The sequence below is a fragment of the Streptococcus mitis genome (assembly GCF_946190155.1).
GTDB classification, from domain to species: Bacteria; Bacillota; Bacilli; order Lactobacillales; family Streptococcaceae; genus Streptococcus; species Streptococcus mitis_CL.
The window spans coordinates 280,321-296,539 of sequence record NZ_CAMHZL010000001.1; the positions used below are offsets into that span (position 1 = coordinate 280,321).

Below are 16,219 nucleotides of genomic sequence, written 5' to 3' on the forward strand. Positions count from 1 at the left end.
TTATTTCTCCCTGTTTCTCAACAATTCTCTAGCTTGCGTCAGGGCTGCTTCCGTCACATCATCACCTGCCAACATCTTAGCAACTTCTTCCACTCGCTCTTCAACCGTCAAGAGACGAACAGTAGAAACCGTTGAATGCTCATTGCTAATCTTCTCAATAAAGAATTGATAATCCGCAATCGCAATCACTTGTGGTAAATGGGAAATAGCAAGAACCTGACCATGCTGACCAATCTTGTGAATCTTCTGCGCGATAGCCTGAGCTACACGACCTGAAACTCCTGTATCCACTTCATCAAAGACAATACTTGTCTTACCTTCTTTACGTGAAAAGGCGGACTTAATGGCTAGCATGAGACGAGATAATTCTCCGCCAGAAGCAACCTTAACCAAGGGTTTAAAGTCTTCGCCAGGGTTGGTTGAAATGTAAAACTCAACCGTTTCATTGCCCTCACGGCTGAATTTGCCCTTGCTAAAACTAACTTGAAACTGGGCTTTTTCCATATAAAGATCTTGAAGCTCTTGTTTAATCTCTGCTTCTAGCTGCTGAGCCAAGTCATGACGAGCAGATGCAAGCTGGCCTGCCAAATCAACAAGATTGAATTCCAATTTCTTGAGCTCTGCTTCCATGTCCTCAGATGAAAGATTATTGCCTGTCAAGAGATTGTATTCTTCTGTAATTTTGGCAAAATAAAGCAAAACATCATCAACAGTCCCACCGTACTTACGGGTAATAGTATGAAGGAGATCCAAACGATTCTCAACCTGCATGAGACGATTGCCGTCAAAATCAAGGTCCTCAATAATAGCTTCCAGACGCTTGCTAATATCTTCTAAGACATAGTAGGTCTCAGACAGAGAGCTTGAAATTTCACGGTATTCAGGGTCATACTCTTCGACACTTTCCATGTCATTCATGGCTGAACGAACATTGGCCAGACTTGAAAAGTCTTCATTGTCCAACATACTGTAGGCATTGGTCAGCGTATCCGCAATATTTTTATGATTAAGAAGTTTATCACGCTCTTGGTTGAGAGACAGGTCTTCTCCAGCCTGCAAGTTTGCCGCCTCAATCTCTGCCATTTGAAATTCCAACATTTCAATACGTGCCTTGTGTTCCTGTTGGTTTTTCTTGACTTCCAGAACCTGCTTGCGCATTTTTCGATAGGCATCAAAACTCGTTTGATAGGTTTCTTTCAAGGCCCAAAAGCCTGTATCACCAAATTCATCCAACATCTGGATATGAAGTTGAGGACGCATTAACTCTTCTTGGTCATGCTGACCATGAATATCTACCAGATGTTGCCCAATAGCACGCAAAACAGACAGATTGACCATCTGGCCATTCACACGACTGATACTCCGACCATTTTGCAATATTTCTCGACGGATGATAATTTCATCCCCCATTTCCAAACCTTGCTCATCAAAAATTTCCTGCAAAAGGCGACTATTTTCAACGGAGAATAGCCCCTCAATCTCTGCCTTTGGCGCACCATGACGAATAACATCTGTCGTCGCACGAGCTCCCAACATCATATTCATGGCATCAATGATAATCGACTTCCCTGCACCCGTTTCACCAGTCAAGACAGTCATCCCCTTTTCAAAATTGAGGGAAATAGCCTCAATAATGGCAAAGTTTTTTATCGAAATTTCAAGTAACATATAGACCTACCAATTTTTTACTTGTTCAAAGATTTCCTCAGCTAGACTTTCACTTCTGGCAATGACTAAAATCGAGCTATCATCAGCTAAACAGCTAAAAATCTTGTCCGCAAAAGTCTCGGTTAACTGAGCTTTTACAAAAGCCGTATTTCCTGGGATAACTTGGAGATTAATCATCTTATCCATCAATTCTGCCGATTCGATATTGTCTTCAGCTAGTTGCAAACTTTTCACGATTGATTTTGGCAATTCATAGACATAGGTATTATCTCTCAAAGGAATTTTGACAATACCTAGTTCTTTGATATCTCGTGATACCGTCGCTTGAGTGGCAGTGATACCTGCTTCTTTCAAATGTTCTACGATTTCTTCTTGTGTACCGATTTGATAATCTGTCACAAATCGTCTAATTTTTTCAAGTCTCTCTTTTTTATTCATTTTTAAATTGACTATGCGTCCTCTCTACTACTTCTTCAATCTCAGCAAGAACCTGATTGCTTGCTGACTCTTCTTTTTTCAAATACGCTAAAAACTCAATATTTCCATGACCACCTTGGATGGGAGAAAAATCCAAACCAAGGACTGAAAAGCCTTCCTTTACTGCCATAGCTGTGACAGATTCAAGGACATGTTGGTGGACCTTGGCATCGCGAATAATTCCATTTTTCCCAATCTGCTCACGCCCTGCCTCAAACTGGGGCTTAACCAGAGCCACAACCTGACCTTGATTTGCCAAGACTCGGTGCAAGGCCGGCAAAATCAGACTGAGGGAAATGAAACTCACATCAATACTGGCAAAGATCGGTTCCTGCTCGAAATCAGTCTTTTCAGCATAGCGGAAATTGAACTGCTCCATGCTGACAACCCGTGGGTCTTGGCGTAATTTCCAAGCCAATTGATTGGTACCAACATCGACTGCAAAGACCAATTCAGCACCATTTTGCAACATGACATCGGTAAAACCTCCAGTAGAAGCACCGATATCAATCGTAGTCGCGCCATCCACCGACAAATCAAAGACCTGCAAGGCCTTCTCCAGTTTCAAACCACCACGGCTAACATACTTGAGTTTTTCACCTTTGAGTTTTAGCTCGGTGTCATCTGGAATTTTCTCTCCTGGCTTGTCAAACCGTTCTCCATTAAGGACTGCTACGACTAGGCCAGCCATCACACCGCGCTTGGCTTGCTCTCGCGTTTCAAACAAGCCCTGTTTATAAGCTAGTACATCCACTCTTTCCTTAGCCATTGATTCTCAAACTTTCTACTACTTTCACAATCGATTCTATTTCAAAGGGAACCTGCTGGGTAATTTCTTCTAATTTTGCATTAGCCTGATCCAAAGTCTGGTTACAAAAGGCAATAGCCTCTTCCAAGCCCAACAAGGCTGGATAGGTTGATTTTTCAGCCTGTAGGTCCTTTTGAGGAGTCTTGCCGATTTCCTCAAAACTAGCGGTCACATCCAGTACATCGTCTCGAACTTGAAAAGCAAGTCCGATTAATTCCCCAACAGTTTTCAGCTTCACCTGTATTTCAGGTGCCAATTCGGCTATAATAGCAGCCGCTTGGAAGGGATAGGCTAGTAGTTTTCCAGTCTTATTGGCATGAATGGTCTGGAGTTCTTCCAAAGACAAATGCTGGTGTTCACCCTCCATGTCCAAAACCTGCCCTGCCACCATACCCAGACTTCCTGAAGCAAGCGATAAGTTGGCAATCAAGTCCACCTTGATTTGACTTGGCAAATCTGCCTGCGCAATCAAGGCATAGGGGTCCAGGAATAAAGCATCTCCAGCCAAAATCGCCATTGCTTCTCCAAATTTCTTGTGGTTGGTCAACCGTCCCCGACGGTAATCGTCATCATCCATGGCAGGAAGATCGTCATGAATCAAGCTCCCTGTATGAATCATTTCCAAGGCCGCAGCCACCTGCGCATGAGCTGGTTGGATGACAACTTGCAAGGCTTCCAGAACTTCTAACAGAAGAAAAGGCCGAATACGCTTGCCACCAGCACGAATAGAATAGAGAACAGACTCTCTTAAGCTCGAGGCAAACTGCTGGTCTCCATAAAAATCTTCCAATGCTGACTCGACAAGAGCTAATTTTTCTTGCTTCTTCATTCAAAATCACTTTCTGTTCCGTCTTCTTGCATGACCTTAACCAAGGTCTTTTCAGCCTTGTCCAGCGTCGCTTGGAGTTCTTTTGACAAGACCATACCCTTTTGAAAGGCAGCAATCGCATCTTCCAGAGCAATTTCACCATTTTCCAAACTTTGGACAATGGTCTCTAGTTCTGCTAGATTTTCCTCAAATTTCTTTTGTTTTGACATCTTTAACCTCTAATTCTACTTGACCATCCCGCATCAAAAGCGTCACTTGGTCTTTTTTCTTCAAACTCTCAACCGAATCCACAACTGACTCTTCTTTTTTGACAATAGCATAACCACGCGCCACGATTCGACTGGTATCCAACATCAGCAATGCTTCTGATAATCTCTTGACTTCAGCAACCTTGGCATCATAAACCAGCGCCATTTGGCTACCTAAGAGCTTGTCCAACTGAGCTAGTCTGTCCTGATAGCGTTGAATTTTGGTAACAGGCGATAATTGTACCAGTCGATGCGTCCTTGCTTGTACTAGCTGTTTGTTATCGGAAATCTGTGTTCGCAAACTTTGCTTTAAGCGCAGTTGCAGTTGATCCAAGCGTTGCATATAGCCATCATACAAACGCTCTGGCTGTCTAAAGATAACAGACTGACTGCATTTTTTCAAAGCTTCTTGTTTCTTAGATAGGACATTTCGGACTGCCGTAGCCATCCGTTTTTCCTGATTTTGCAAATGAGCTAATACATCCAACTTGGTCACAGGTGTTGCTAGTTCAGCTGCCGCCGTTGGCGTTGCAGCTCGTCGATCTGCCACAAAATCCGCCAAGGTCACATCCGTCTCATGCCCCACACTAGAGATAACTGGTAAACGAGATTCAAAAATCGATCGTACCACAATTTCTTCGTTAAAGGCCCAAAGATCCTCGATAGAACCTCCACCACGACCAATAATCAGCAAATCCAAATCGTCTCGTTGATTAGCACGCGCAATATTTCGAGCAATTTCTTCTGCCGCTCCATCACCTTGAACCTTGGTCGGATAGAGAAGAATGTCGACACCTGGAAATCGCCTGCTGACGGTCGTGATAATATCTCGAATAACGGCTCCACTGCGACTGGTTACTACACCAATTCTCTTAGAAAATTGGGGCAGAGGTTGCTTGAACCTCTCTTGAAACAGGCCTTCTTCTGTCAATTTTTTCTTGAGTTGTTCAAACTGAATCGCGAGCGCCCCAACCCCGTCAGGCTCAGCCTTTTCAATGATGATGGAGTAGCTACCGCTCGGTTCATAGACCTGCACACGCCCAATCACATTGATCTTCATCCCTTCTTCCAGGTCGAAACCTAATTTCTGATAAATCCCAGACCAGATGGTCGCTTGAATAACTGCGTGGTCATCTTTTAGGGAGAAATATTGGTGAGTAGGTCGTTTACGAAAATTGGAAACTTGACCAGTTAAATAGACCCGTTCCAAATAAGGGTCTTTATCGAATTTCATTTTCAGATACTTGGTCAAAGTTGTTACCGATAAATACTTTTCCATCTCCACCTACTATTCATTTTCTTGCTCTTTCATGGGTATTATTATACCAAAAATATGCCTAAAAATCTCCATTTATGTACCATTATAAGGGAAAAATAAAAAAAGGAGGCAAGGCCTCCACGTATGATTATTTGCTGTTTCGAGCTTCTTCCAAAATCTTTTCAATCTTGGTCGTCAACAGGTCGATAGCCACTGTATTGCTGACTCCCTCAGGAATGACGATATCGGCATAACGCTTGGTTGGTTCGATAAACTGGTGATACATAGGTTTAACCACACCTAAGTACTGGTCAATGACGCTATCAAGGCTACGGCCACGTTCTTCCATATCTCGCTTGATCCGACGAATAATGCGCACGTCGTCATCCGTATCCACAAAAATCTTGATATCCATCAAATCGCGCAGGCGCTTGTCCTCCAAGACCAAAATCCCCTCAACGATAAAGACATCTTGAGGCTCCTGACGATAGGTCTTGCTGCTTCGTGTATGCTCAGTATAGTCATAAGTCGGGATGTCCACTGGACGCCCTGCCAACAATTCCTTAATCTGCTCAATCATCAAGTCTGTATCAAAGGCAAAAGGATGGTCATAGTTGGTTTTGACACGCTCTTCAAAGGTCAAGTGAGACTGATCCTTATAGTATGAATCGTGCTCAATCATGGAAATCTTTTCATCAGGAAAATGCGATAAAATGGCTCTTGAAACACTGGTCTTACCACCACCAGAACCACCTGTCACTCCGATAATGATTGGTCTATTTTGCATGCTATCCTCCGTTTTTTTATCCGTCGTCTATTCTACCACATTTTTAGCAAAATTTATAGTCTGGTTTGGATAATCTAGGGGAAACAATTCCAATTCCTACACCCCAATTAGACTAGCTAAAAACCTTCCTTGGCTTGTAGAGATTATCCCGTTTTTCTAGAATGGCTAGCAATGTATCGCCTTCAAAGGCAGCTAATTCTTGCTCTGTTTGGTCGAGCTCTATAAAACGACCAAAGCGTACTTCTGTAGCCTGTTCTTGGGTTAAGAAAACTTTGACAAGATCCCCTGTCCCAATCTCTAAAGGATGGAGAAAGTCCAATTGGCCAGCCTCCACTTTTCCAGCAATTTCTTCCAAGGTAAGAGCATCTTCTAACTGTAAACCTGCTGCACTAGTCCGTGTCAGGTATGACATATGAGCTGCGTAACCAAGCTTCTCTCCTAAATCAACTGACAAGGTACGGATATAAGTTCCCTTGCTGCATTTCACCCGGAAAGTAAAGCGTGCAAGATGACCCTCATAAGAAATCGGACTTGTTCGCGCAAATTGATAAATGGTCACCTGACGTTCTGGACGCTCTACTTCCTGACCAGCACGCGCATACTCATAAAGCTTGCGACCATTGACCTTGACTGCCGAATACATAGGCGGAATCTGAGTAATAGGCCCAGTCAAGCTAGCAATGGCTTCATCGACAATGGTTTCATCCAAGGGTGACAAAACTGGTGTCTTAGCGACCACTTCCCCACTGGCATCCTCAGTTGTCGTGGAATAACCGAGAGTAATCTCCCCCTCATAGACCTTGCCCTCATCCTGCATAAACTCGACCATCCGTGTCGCCTTGCCAACCGCAATGGGCAAAACACCTACTACATCCGGATCCAAGGTCCCACCATGACCAATTTTCTTGGTGCCCAAAATCTTACGCAGTTTAAAAACCGCATCATGCGAGGTCATCCCCGCTTCTTTTTTTAAGTTGATAATACCGTTCATTTGTTACTTTCTAATTCCCTTTTCACTTTACATCAACATATTCTATCTTAGACAGATTTTAAAACTATATCAGCTCATTTTTCTAAATACTTCCTAGCTTCCTGAACATGGAAAAGCTCTGAGTTTTCATGTGCTATACTTTCAAACAAACTACGGGCACGCTCTTCATCTCCTTTTAGCTGTGCATTGAGAGCGCCGTAATAAGAAAACATGATTCGAGCTAGCTTACTTTCTGGTTCAGTAATGTCAAAGTAGTCGTTTGCTTCTTTATTGAATACAATATCTTTTATGGCTTGGGCTTGAGCAACAAGTTTAGCTTTGCCTCCTTTAAGATCTGGTGCCTTGGACAATTGTTCCTCAAAGAAAGCAATATCTTGCGCATCTTGAAGATGAATGGAAACTTTTAATAGTTCAAAGTTTGATATTAAAAACACATGGTTTCTGAATCTCTTCCAAATTTTCTTCAAATCATATTTGGACATGTTTTCCTTGGCAGCTTGAAAATCTCCTTTTAGATAAGCCACTTGACCTTGGATAATTTGGTAATTCTCACGATATGTTGCTCTAAAGGGCTTAATAGATTTTTCTGATTGAACTCTGAACATGTCTACATAGAGCTTAAGATCAATAGAATCGTTTAACACTAAATCAATAACTTTTCTAGATACAAATCTTAAATAAAATACAAAGCCGAGAACTAAAAAGACAATAACTAATAATATGAATCCCAATATTTCCAAATTGCTTTGAAATACTAAGCATACTGCCATCACATCCAAAACAAGTCCAATAATTGAGCAAATTAGAATAGTCCTATCAAGTTGTAGAAGAGTGTTTTCTGTCGCCCTACTTACTATTTTTTTTACTAATTTCATATATTATTCTCATTTCACTAATTCTAAATATTTTTTCGCTTCCTGAACATAAAAGAGTTCTGGATTTTCATGAGCGATACTTTCAAACAAACTACGAGCACGAGCTTCATTTCCTTTTAGCTGGGCATTGAGAGCTCCGTAATAAGAAAACATGATTCGGGATAGCTTATTTTCTGGTTCAGTAATGTCAAAGAAGTCGTTTGATTTTTTCTTTAAAACAATATCCTCTATAGCTTTTATTATGTTTATTACATTCGTCTTCCTAGCAACCTGAGAATTTGTTCGAACTTTTAATGTAGCTAACATATCGATTTGGTTCGAAATTTCTTCTGCTCTATCAGCATGGATAAGTGAAAGAATCTTAAAGTAAATTGTGGATAATTCGATTTCAAATTTCTTATTAAAATTTTTACCCTCAAAATTTATTCGTTCCAAATTATCAAGTGTTTCTTCAAACTTTCCTTGGTAGTATGTCGCTTGGGCAATAGCTAGTAAACAATTTGCATTATTAAACAGTTGTTGAGACTTGACTGAGTGTTCAGCTACATAACGATAATAACTTATGTGCTTGTCGAAATTAATATCTGTCAAAAAGATATTATCTACAGCTAATTTAACCAGTTTATTGTTTAATGAAATCAATGTCTCAAACCCAAAACATACTACCGTATAAGTAATGAATTTCATAAAATTCATTTCCCCACCTTTAAATAATTCAACAACCATGCCTATAAATGATAGGCAAACTATAGGAATTAAGCAAATGTATACTATTTTTGTCAAATTATATAATTTGGGAATTTCAAATCTAGATATTTTCAACGAATAGTTATTTAATATCTCTTTCACCATTATCCTCCATTGTAGAACTTAAATATAAGAAGTCGATCGCAATTACTAGAATCGCTATCAAGACTCCAAAGCCAAATGTCGATGCACTAACTGTATCACCATCAATTAAAGTACCAATAACAAAAACTGTAGCAACTACCTCTTTCCCCAGTTTTAAACCTATTCTCCATGATATACCTTCCACAATCCCGTCTCGTTAGTAATTTTAACTGTTGCATAATCTTATTATCCGGTTTGTGCACATCAACATAAGTGACACAAGTTACGAACTTATATCAGTGTTTTCTAAATACTTCTGCGCTTCTTGAACATAAAGTTGTAAATATTTAATGTAGACATACGACTATTTTAAAGTTATTTCATATTTAAGGCTACTCCCCCTTCAGCGCTTCAAACTTCGCTTTCATTGTTGGATTTTTACGGGTCAATTTTTTAACGGAAACATCTTCTAATTTGTTGTTTGCAAGACGAAGTTGGTTTTCCGATGTTGTCAGGAATTTCTTAACTTCTTCCATGCGTTTGATGGCCTTGTCGATTTCATCAATAGCTTTTCCAAAGTTGGTCGAAGCTGAATTATAGTTCTTAGCAAAGGCCTGTTTAAAGGCATCCAAGTCTTCCTCAAAATGTGTAATGTCGATATTTTGTTCGCGAATCAAGGCCAACTCCTGCTTATATTTTAGGGAATTAAGCGCCGCATTTCGTAAGAGACCAATCAACTGGATAAAGAATTGAGGACGAACCACATACATCTTTTCATACTCGTGGCTGACGTCAACAATCCCTGTGTTAAAGTAGTCGTTATCAGCTTCAAGCATGGTCACCAAGACGGCATACTCACAGTTCTTCTCTCGACGGTCCTTGTCCAATTCCTTGTAAAAATCTGCATTCTTGTGCTTCTTCTCTGTTCCGTCCGCTTCATTTTTCATTTCAAACATGATGGAAATAATTTCGACCCCATTTTCATCACATTCACGGAAGATAAAGTCCCCCTTAGACCCACGCGCAGAAACCTTGTTATCCTTTTCAAAGTAAGCATTTGGAAAGGCAAAACTGCGGACCTTGTTAAACTCACTCTCTGCATAGTGTTCCAAACTTTCCCCGATGGCTTTTGTAGATTGTTGGGCTTTGAAATTCTTATAGAATTCAACCTGTTCACTGGCTGCTTTAAGCTGGGCTTCGTAATTTTGCTTGAGTGAAGCTAGAGATAACTCATTTTCCTTTTCTTGCAAGAGGAGCTGATTTTTGACCTGATCACGTTCTTTTTCTAGGTCAGAAAGGGTCTTTTGCAGTTGATTTTCATGCTCCAAACGCAAGGTTGCCAATTGGTTTTCCAAGGCCTGTACTTCCTTATCCTTAGCCAATAAGGCCTGATTGCTTGTCTGTTCAACCTCTTTCTTGGCCAATTCTTTTTCTGTATCAAAGTTTTGGATTTGACTCTGCAATTGCGCAATTTCTTGGTCTTTTTGAGCTAGTTTAGACTGTTGTTCATTCATGGCCTTTTGCTCTGCCAAGGCCAGTTCCTGCTTCATCCGATCGTGCAATTCCTTATCAAACTCTGTCGTTCTCACTTGGGACAAGAGTTCAGCATACTGACTTTCATTTACTGTAAAGACTTCCCCACAGTTAGGGCATTTGATTTCGTTCATATCGTTCCTCTTTCTAGACTTCTGTAACCATTATATCATGCCTAAGGGAAAATCAAAAACAGCGAGTCTAAACCCACTGTTTATCTTCTTTTTCTTTAAATTTTTTCCAAGGCCAAGCGCAAATCTTCAATCAAATCCTCTACATTTTCAAGACCGATCGACAAGCGGATTTGGTTTGGTGTAACTCCTGCTGCTTCTAGGTCTTTTTCTGACAACTGACCGTGAGTGGTTGTAGCTGGATGGACAACAAGAGACTTGGCATCTGCCACATTAGCAAGGTCAGAGAAGATTTCCAAATTATCAATTACCTTACGTGCTTCTGCCTCCCCACCTTTGACATGGAAAGTAAAGATTGAGCCCACACCTTTTGGCAAGTATTTTTCAGCCAAGGCATGATAAGGACTGTCTGCTAGTTTTGGATAGTTGACCTTTTCTACCTTAGGATGGTTGACAAGGAAATCAACAATTTTCTCTGCATTTTGTACATGACGTTCGACACGAAGAGAAAGGGTTTCCAGTCCTTGTAGCAACAAGAAGGCATTGAATGGTGACAAGGCTGCACCTGTATCACGAAGCAACTGAACACGAACAGCGATAATAAAGGCTGCTGCACCCACATCACGAGTATAGCTCAAATTGTGGTAGCTTGGGTCTTCCTCAACAAATTGAGGGAATTTTCCTGAAGCTGCCCAGTCAAAACGACCACTATCAACGATCACTCCACCAATAGTCGTACCATGTCCACCGATAAACTTAGTCGCAGAGTGAATGGCAATATCTACACCGTGAGAAAAAACGTTAATCAAATAAGGTGTAGCAAAGGTATTATCGGAAACAAGTGGAATCTGATGTTTATGAGCAATCTCAGCCAATTTTTCCAAGTCAGGAATGTTAATCAAGGGATTGCCCAAGGTTTCAATCAATACAAGCTTGGTATTGTCTTTGATCGCTGCTTCCACTTCCTCTAAATTATCCACATCCACAAAGGTTGTTGTGATACCATAACGAGGAAGGGTTTCTTTCAAGAGGTTGAAAGTCCCGCCGTAAATAGTTGATGCCGCTACTACATGATCACCAGCATGGGCAAGCGCCAAAATCGTATAAGTCACTGCGGCCATACCTGATGCGGTTGCAAGAGCTCCGACACCACCTTCAAGAGCAGCGATTCTTTCTTCAAAGGCAGCTGTTGTAGGGTTGGTGATACGAGTATAGATATTACCTGGCTTTCTCAAGGCAAACAAATCGGCACCTTCCTGCGTGTCATCAAAAACAAAGGATGTTGTCTGATAAATTGGCACTGCACGAGACTTGGTAGCTGGATCCACAACTTGACCAGCATGTAGTTGCAAAGTTTCAAATTTAAAATCACGAGTCATAAGGCGACCTCCAAATAGTTTGATTAAGGATATTGTAGCACCTTAAGGTATAGTTTACAAATATCAGTTTTCTATATTTTGATATAAGAAATAGCTATTACCCTATTTTAAAAACGAAAAAAGCACGACTTAATCGTGCTCATTTTCTTAATCTACATAAGTATCTTCATTTTTATTGAGGAAGGCATACGGAAGACCCATCAAGAGGCCTCCTCCGATAAAGTTTCCAATGAAGGTTACACCCCAGTGACGAAGCATATTTCCAACACCAAAGTTAGCAATTGAATCCGCAGCAACACTGAATTTTACAATCGCGAAAGAAGCAAAGTTCGCAGCGATGTGCTCGTTTGTTAAGAATACAAACATGTAAATTGCTGATAAAACGAGCCATAGTTTAGCGCCGCCATCTTTGACCAAAACAAATGAAAGAATCGCAATATTTACGAAAATATTTGCCAAAATCGCCTCAAGCAAGATTAATTCATTTGAACGGCCTAACTTCATCTCAACAACCCCTGAGATGAAACTATCGTGAGTCAGATGTGCATAGGCTGCTGAGTGAGCAAAGCCCCAACCTGCTATTAGTGCTCCAATAAGGTTGAACAAGGTACAGTATAGTAAAATCTCAGCTGTTTTTCTCCAAGAGATTTTTTTCAAGAAACTACCAGCAGTCAAAAACATCATGTTTGATGTTACCAACTCAGCATTCAAGAAAACAATGTAGGCCAATCCCCAAGCGAAAACAAATGGGAAGAGGAAGCGCCCACTACCTGGCGCGATTTTATTAATCAAGTCAGCCCCAACTGCACCAGCAGCTGTACTGAAGGTTAAAAAAGCACCTGCGAACATAGAACGAATTGCATACTTAAATTTGCTTTGGTTATAAAGACTTTCCTTCTTCTTACAAGCAAATTCAATCTTTGAAATAAATTCTGAAGAAACCATAATAAACTCCTAAAAATTTTTTACCTGATAATTATATCACAAACTTTCGGTTTTAGGAAACGTTTTCTGTATTTCATAAAAGTTTATTTTATGAAAATATTAAAAGAATCAATGAAACTTAATCTTCACTGATTCTTTTAGAACTAATAAAATTGTTTATATGGTTGATTGAAGGCTGTCAAAATTTCGTCAGATGTTTGTGAATAATCTTTTGTTTCTTTCAAATCACCCTTTACAATGATCCGCTCAGTAGCTGCTGCATCCTCACAAGTTACTAAAGTAATTTCATCAACACCAGTTCGGTCATCAATTTCATCTACTCTATCTGGTGTAACGCGTTTCACTTCACTAATTTCATAGGTATACACTTTATTTTTATCTGTCAAGTGAATTTTCATCCCTTTTTTTGCACGATCTAGTGGAGAAAAAAGCATCTGACTAGCATTATCACCTGTGAAAATATGATGGCTGGCTAATGAATAATTCCCTTTACCCATTTCTTGGTCACGCTTCATGGTACCCGCACCATATAAAAGATTAACATTTGCAATTCCCTTAAAGATAGGTAAATTAATTTCAAGTTCAGGTATTGCAATTCCTCCGATAACAGGTAATTTTTGATTATCCCATTGAGAGGCTAAAACAGCTTCAGAGGAAATAGCTTTCACTGAATCAAAATCAAAATTTCCCTCTGTGTCCTGATTTTCTTCTATTTTTTCTTTTGATACTTGACTAACTTGGTATTTATTACTATTCCAAGCAATAAATGCATCACGAATCTTTGCATTAAAAATTAAAGCAATAGAGATCAGTATGAGAAATACAGCCAAGATATTTGTCAGCAGATTTTTTCGTTTGATTTTCTTATTATTCTTTTTATGAGACATTATGCTTCACCTTCTGTTTCGTTTTCTGCCCCAACTTCTTCTTTTTCTGCCGCTGTAACCGTAGTAAAGGTTACAATTTTAGCATCTTGGTCCAGGCGCATCACTTTAACTCCCATAGTTGAGCGACCTGTTTGTGAAATATTGGCAACGTTGGTTCGAATCATGACACCTGTATCAGTGATAATCATCAAATCTTCATCGCCTTTAACTGTCATAAGACCAGCAAGGGAACCATTCTTTTCAGTAATTTTAGCAGTTTGCATCCCTTTACCACCACGACCTTTTGTTGGATATTCAGTCGCAACGGTGCGCTTACCAAATCCTTTTTCAGTGATGATAAGAACCTCGTCCTGGTCTGTAATCACACTAGCACCAACAACTGTGTCCCCATCACGGAGATTAACACCTTTCACACCCGTAGCGATACGACTCATTCCACGAACGGCTGATTGATTAAATCGAACTGCATAACCAAACTTGGTACCAATGATAATGTCCGTATCTTCTTCCGTCAACAAGACATTAATCAGTTCATCTTCATCTTTAAGGTTCAGTGCTTTAAGTCCATTTTGACGAATGTTAGCAAATTCCTTAACGCTGGTTCTCTTCACAATACCATGACGAGTTGTGAAGAAGAGATAAGCATCATCACTGCGTTCAGACTCAACATTGATGATAGTCTGAATACTTTCGCCTTCATCCAATTTCAAAAGATTAACTATTGGTAATCCCTTAGCAGTACGGCCATACTCAGGAATTTCATAGCCTTTCAGGCGATAGACACGTCCTTTATTTGTAAAGAAGAGCAAATGATCATGCGTGCTAGTTGATACTAACTCACGAACAAAATCGTCATCCTTAACACCTGTACCTTGAACACCGCGCCCCCCACGTTTTTGAGCAGTAAATTCGCCTTGGTCCAGACGTTTGATGTAACCCTTGTTAGAAAGAGTGATTAAGACATCTGATTCTTCAATCAAATCTTCATCTTCAAGACTCAAGACTTCACCAACCATTAATTCAGTACGACGTTGGTCGCCAAACTTACGCTTAACTTCGTCTAATTCATCTTTAATGATTTGAGAAACACGTTCAGGCTTAGCAAGAATATCTGCTAAATCGGCAATCAAAGCCAAGAGATCATCATACTCAGACTGAATCTTATCACGTTCCAAACCTGTCAAACGACGAAGGCGCATATCAAGGATGGCTTGACTTTGACGTTCAGAAAGCTTAAATTTGCTCATCAACTCAGCTTGTGCTTCCGCATCCGTTTCACTAGCACGGATGATACGAATCACTTCGTCGATATGGTCTAGTGCAATTAAGAGACCTTCCAAGATATGAGCACGCGCTTCTGCTTTTTCCTTATCAAAACGAGTACGACGAACAACCACTTCTTTTTGGTGCTCGATATAAGCATCCAAAATCTGACGAAGAGACAAAATCTTCGGCACCCCATTTTGGATAGCAAGCATATTAAAACCAAAGTTGGTTTGCATCTGGGTCATCTTGAAGAGGTTATTGAGGATAACATTTGCGGATGCATCCCGTTTGACCTCTATTACGAAACGAACTCCTTCACGGTTTGACTCATCACGGACTGCTGTGATGCCCTCAATGCGTTTTTCCTGAACCAAACGAACAATATGCTCATGCACCTTTGTTTTATTGACCATATAAGGAAATTCTGTTACAACAATACGCTCACGGCCAGTCTTAGTTTCTTCAATTTCAGTACGAGAACGAAGAACAATAGAACCTTTACCAGTTTCGTAAGCCTTATGAATGCCTGATTTCCCCATAACCAGGGCACCAGTTGGAAAATCTGGCCCAGGCAAGACTTCCATCAAATCCTTAGTGGTCACTTCAGGATTGTCCATGACCAACTTCACAGCATCAATAGTTTCACCCAAGTTATGAGGTGGAATATTGGTTGCCATCCCGACAGCGATACCAGTAGCTCCATTAACTAAAAGATTTGGAAAACGAGCTGGAAGGACTAAAGGTTCACGTTCATTGGCATCATAGTTATCAACGAAATCAACCGTATTTTTATTGATATCACGAAGCATCTCCAGAGCAATCTTGCTCATACGTGCCTCAGTATAACGCTGGGCGGCAGCACCATCACCATCCATGGAACCAAAGTTCCCATGACCATCTACAAGCATGTAACGATAGCTCCACCATTGAGCCATACGAACCATGGCTTCATAGATAGAGGAATCCCCGTGTGGGTGATATTTACCCATGACATCCCCTGTAATACGAGCAGATTTTTTATGAGGTTTGTCTGGAGCAACACCCAATTCATTCATTCCGTAGAGAATTCGACGGTGAACAGGTTTCAAGCCATCTCGAACATCAGGAAGAGCCCGCGCTACGATAACACTCATGGCGTAGTCGATAAAGCTCGTCTTCATCTCCTTTGTCAGATTGACATTCACTAAATTTTTATCCTGCATTAATAAATGCCTCATTTCACTATTAGTAGTTAACTATATTATACCATAATGTCCGCTATATTTCAGGTATCTAAAACCACTAAAACGTTTACATCAAGAACTGA

At 40.5% G+C, this 16,219-nt stretch carries 16 protein-coding genes; all 16 read right to left on the minus strand.

What is annotated here, in order from left to right; translation table 11 throughout:
- Window positions 1-1,668, minus strand: a complete 1,668-nt coding sequence (recN, locus tag N8O80_RS01310; protein ID WP_261026474.1) for a DNA repair protein RecN — start codon at window positions 1,666-1,668, stop codon at window positions 1-3.
- A 6-nt stretch (window positions 1,669-1,674) separates the two neighbouring features.
- The gene (locus N8O80_RS01315; RefSeq protein ID WP_001034401.1) at window positions 1,675-2,106 is read right to left on the minus strand and encodes an arginine repressor; all 432 of its coding nucleotides are present in this window, start codon (window positions 2,104-2,106) and stop codon (window positions 1,675-1,677) included.
- On the minus strand, window positions 2,099-2,914 hold the full coding sequence (locus tag N8O80_RS01320; protein ID WP_261026476.1) for a TlyA family RNA methyltransferase: 816 nt from the start codon (window positions 2,912-2,914) through the stop codon (window positions 2,099-2,101). Before N8O80_RS01320 ends, N8O80_RS01315 begins: the two co-directional genes overlap by 8 nt.
- Entirely contained in the window at window positions 2,907-3,782 is an 876-nt protein-coding gene (locus N8O80_RS01325; protein WP_261026479.1) for a polyprenyl synthetase family protein, read from the minus strand. The genes N8O80_RS01320 and N8O80_RS01325 overlap by 8 nt, the downstream gene beginning before the upstream one ends.
- Window positions 3,779-3,991 carry an exodeoxyribonuclease VII small subunit gene (locus N8O80_RS01330; protein ID WP_000043226.1) on the minus strand — a complete coding sequence of 71 codons (213 nt, stop codon included), beginning with the start codon at window positions 3,989-3,991 and terminating at the stop codon, window positions 3,779-3,781. Before N8O80_RS01330 ends, N8O80_RS01325 begins: the two co-directional genes overlap by 4 nt.
- A complete protein-coding gene (xseA, locus tag N8O80_RS01335; RefSeq protein ID WP_261026481.1) occupies window positions 3,969-5,309 on the minus strand; it encodes an exodeoxyribonuclease VII large subunit in 1,341 nt (446 codons plus the stop codon). The genes N8O80_RS01330 and xseA overlap by 23 nt, the downstream gene beginning before the upstream one ends.
- 127 nt (window positions 5,310-5,436) lie before the next feature.
- On the minus strand, window positions 5,437-6,075 hold the full coding sequence (udk, locus tag N8O80_RS01340) for a uridine kinase (protein WP_001181377.1): 639 nt from the start codon (window positions 6,073-6,075) through the stop codon (window positions 5,437-5,439).
- Window positions 6,076-6,187: 112 nt separating this feature from the next.
- The gene (gene truB / locus N8O80_RS01345; protein ID WP_261026485.1) at window positions 6,188-7,066 is read right to left on the minus strand and encodes a tRNA pseudouridine(55) synthase TruB; all 879 of its coding nucleotides are present in this window, start codon (window positions 7,064-7,066) and stop codon (window positions 6,188-6,190) included.
- Between the two features lie 74 nt (window positions 7,067-7,140).
- The gene (locus N8O80_RS01350; RefSeq protein ID WP_261026487.1) at window positions 7,141-7,941 is read right to left on the minus strand and encodes a hypothetical protein; all 801 of its coding nucleotides are present in this window, start codon (window positions 7,939-7,941) and stop codon (window positions 7,141-7,143) included.
- Between the two features lie 9 nt (window positions 7,942-7,950).
- Window positions 7,951-8,793, minus strand: a complete 843-nt coding sequence (locus tag N8O80_RS01355; protein ID WP_261026489.1) for a hypothetical protein — start codon at window positions 8,791-8,793, stop codon at window positions 7,951-7,953.
- Entirely contained in the window at window positions 8,771-8,977 is a 207-nt protein-coding gene (locus tag N8O80_RS01360; protein WP_261026491.1) for a hypothetical protein, read from the minus strand. Before N8O80_RS01360 ends, N8O80_RS01355 begins: the two co-directional genes overlap by 23 nt.
- Before the next feature lie 187 nt (window positions 8,978-9,164).
- Window positions 9,165-10,439, minus strand: coding sequence for a DUF2130 domain-containing protein (locus N8O80_RS01365; protein ID WP_261026493.1), 1,275 nt, complete (start codon window positions 10,437-10,439; stop codon window positions 9,165-9,167).
- A gap of 95 nt (window positions 10,440-10,534) precedes the next feature.
- Window positions 10,535-11,815 carry an O-acetylhomoserine aminocarboxypropyltransferase/cysteine synthase family protein gene (locus N8O80_RS01370; protein WP_261026496.1) on the minus strand — a complete coding sequence of 427 codons (1,281 nt, stop codon included), beginning with the start codon at window positions 11,813-11,815 and terminating at the stop codon, window positions 10,535-10,537.
- 147 nt (window positions 11,816-11,962) lie between these two features.
- Complete coding sequence (locus N8O80_RS01375; protein WP_261026499.1) at window positions 11,963-12,760, minus strand: formate/nitrite transporter family protein; 798 nt, start codon at window positions 12,758-12,760, stop codon at window positions 11,963-11,965.
- A 143-nt stretch (window positions 12,761-12,903) separates the two neighbouring features.
- Complete coding sequence (locus N8O80_RS01380; RefSeq protein ID WP_033681684.1) at window positions 12,904-13,647, minus strand: class A sortase; 744 nt, start codon at window positions 13,645-13,647, stop codon at window positions 12,904-12,906.
- Complete coding sequence (gene gyrA / locus N8O80_RS01385; RefSeq protein WP_261026502.1) at window positions 13,647-16,115, minus strand: DNA gyrase subunit A; 2,469 nt, start codon at window positions 16,113-16,115, stop codon at window positions 13,647-13,649. Before gyrA ends, N8O80_RS01380 begins: the two co-directional genes overlap by 1 nt.
- Between the last annotated feature and the right edge of the window lie 104 nt (window positions 16,116-16,219).